Genomic DNA, 1806 nt, shown 5'->3' with positions numbered 1-1806 from the left:
ACAACAAGGCATATAATTAATGGCTAGTTCGAGCCTGCTTCCGAAAATCCTATCGGATTTTCTATTTGGTTTTTATTTGCTAAATTCCGTGCTTATTCGGGCCACTAATTATATGCAGAAACGTTGTGCAATATTGAACGAGACCCAAATCGCAGCGGAAAATTGGCGGAATAACGTCCGATTTTTTTTGGAATTTAGTGTTTAAAAGTAAAATGCAATTCAGACAAAAACGGAGCGCGGACAAAAATGCGGAGCGGAAAAAAAAGGGAGTAGCTGGGATTTTTTGACATCGGAAAAATAAAACTAGCAAACGCAATTTTATTTTTCGATGGACTTTGAAGGAATAGCAAAGCGGAAACAAACGGAACAGAACGCAGAAAAACATTGCACAACAAGGCATATAATTAATGGCTAGTTTGAGCTTGCTTCCGAAAATCCTGTCGGATTTTCTATTCGGTTTTTATTTGCTAAATTCCGTGCTTAATCGGGCCACTAATCATATGCAGAAACGTTGTAGCCAATTTAAGAAAAAAACATTGAGTAAATCTAGAATCCTAAGAACGTTATTTAAAGCCTCAATTTTTTATTCAATAATGAGGCTTATAATCCTAATTGTATTTCGGAATGCTGACTTGTACGATTTCTTGTATTTCCACTTTTCAAATGATTTCGCTTGGATTTTTCTAACCATAATATTGCCTTTGTCAACTGCAGTTTTAGTCGCACAAAAAATAAGTTCTAAGTTTTTAACCGATTTGGGAAAATTTTTCCTTCCGCTTTTAGTAATATTAACTATTACAGGTTATGGATTTAATAAAAGCTATTGGGGCTATACAATCAAAAGGCCGTCAGTATTCAATGAAGTGAAAAATACCAATGAAGTTTTATCAATCACAAGACTGGAAAAAAAATTCGATGAACGCCAATTCAAAATATTAACCGACAGTATTTCATATAAAAAGTATGACTATTTGCCTGACCTATATTATTCAAATTTTGAAAGACCGTATCTGGTTTTTGAGAATATGCCAAATAGAGGAAATTTATGGAGGTATGAAGAAGTAGCAAATGACAAGAATTTAAAGCTGTCAATAAGTGAAGTAAACAAAATTCAAACTCTGATAATAAATTCTTCGTTTTTAGAAAGCCCGGAAGAAGGTTATGAAGAGCGAGGTAACAGATATGATATTCAAATTGTGGAATTTGTTACAAGCGATGAGAGTAATACCACCATTGTCCCAACGAATAAAAGTATTAGCCAACGAAAACCCTCATTAGAATTTGAGGATAAATTTTTATTAGTCTCAATGAAAAGTGGTGAGTTAAGTAATGACCATTATCCATTTTATGAATTTTTAATTAAGGATGACAAAATAATCAAAAAGCAGAAGTATTTTTATGATTTAGCGGGAATTGAAGGTATGGAATATTCAATACTCGCCCCGATTGCTGAAATAGCAGTATTAATTTTATCATTGATTATATTTGGAATTTATAAACTGATAATTAAACTGAGAAAAACTGGCTACAACAATGTATAAAAAAAATAGGGCAAGTAAGTGCTAACCCAATGTTTCGGCACATTTGCGAGGTCGCCAAATCTTTTGATTTGGCTTTAGAACAAAAAAATAAAACAAAATACAAAAGATTTGGCTTGTGGATAATCCGAAAATTAATTGTTTATTTTCAGCCCTACTTCTTTTATACTAAACGTTGTGCAATATTGAACGAGACCCAAATCGCAGCGGAAAATTGGCGGAATAACGTCCGATTTTTTTTGGAATTTAGTGTTATAAAAACAAAAAG

At 32.8% G+C, this 1806-nt stretch carries 2 protein-coding genes; both read left to right on the top strand.

The genetic code is table 11. The annotated features are described in order from the left end of the window. The first annotated feature begins 701 nt into the window (after positions 1 to 701). Positions 702 to 1541, top strand: coding sequence for a hypothetical protein (locus K8089_RS15965; protein WP_237604293.1), 840 nt, complete (start codon positions 702 to 704; stop codon positions 1539 to 1541). A 68-nt stretch (positions 1542 to 1609) separates the two neighbouring features. Beyond that, a partial coding sequence (locus K8089_RS15960; RefSeq protein ID WP_237604292.1) for a hypothetical protein occupies positions 1610 to 1806 on the top strand: 197 nt, incomplete at its 3' end.

The sequence above is a fragment of the Aequorivita vitellina genome (assembly GCF_022008365.1).
Taxonomy (GTDB): Bacteria; Bacteroidota; Bacteroidia; order Flavobacteriales; family Flavobacteriaceae; genus Aequorivita; species Aequorivita vitellina.
Note: the sequence above shows the minus strand (reverse complement) of the source record. Positions and strands in the feature narration are given on the sequence as shown.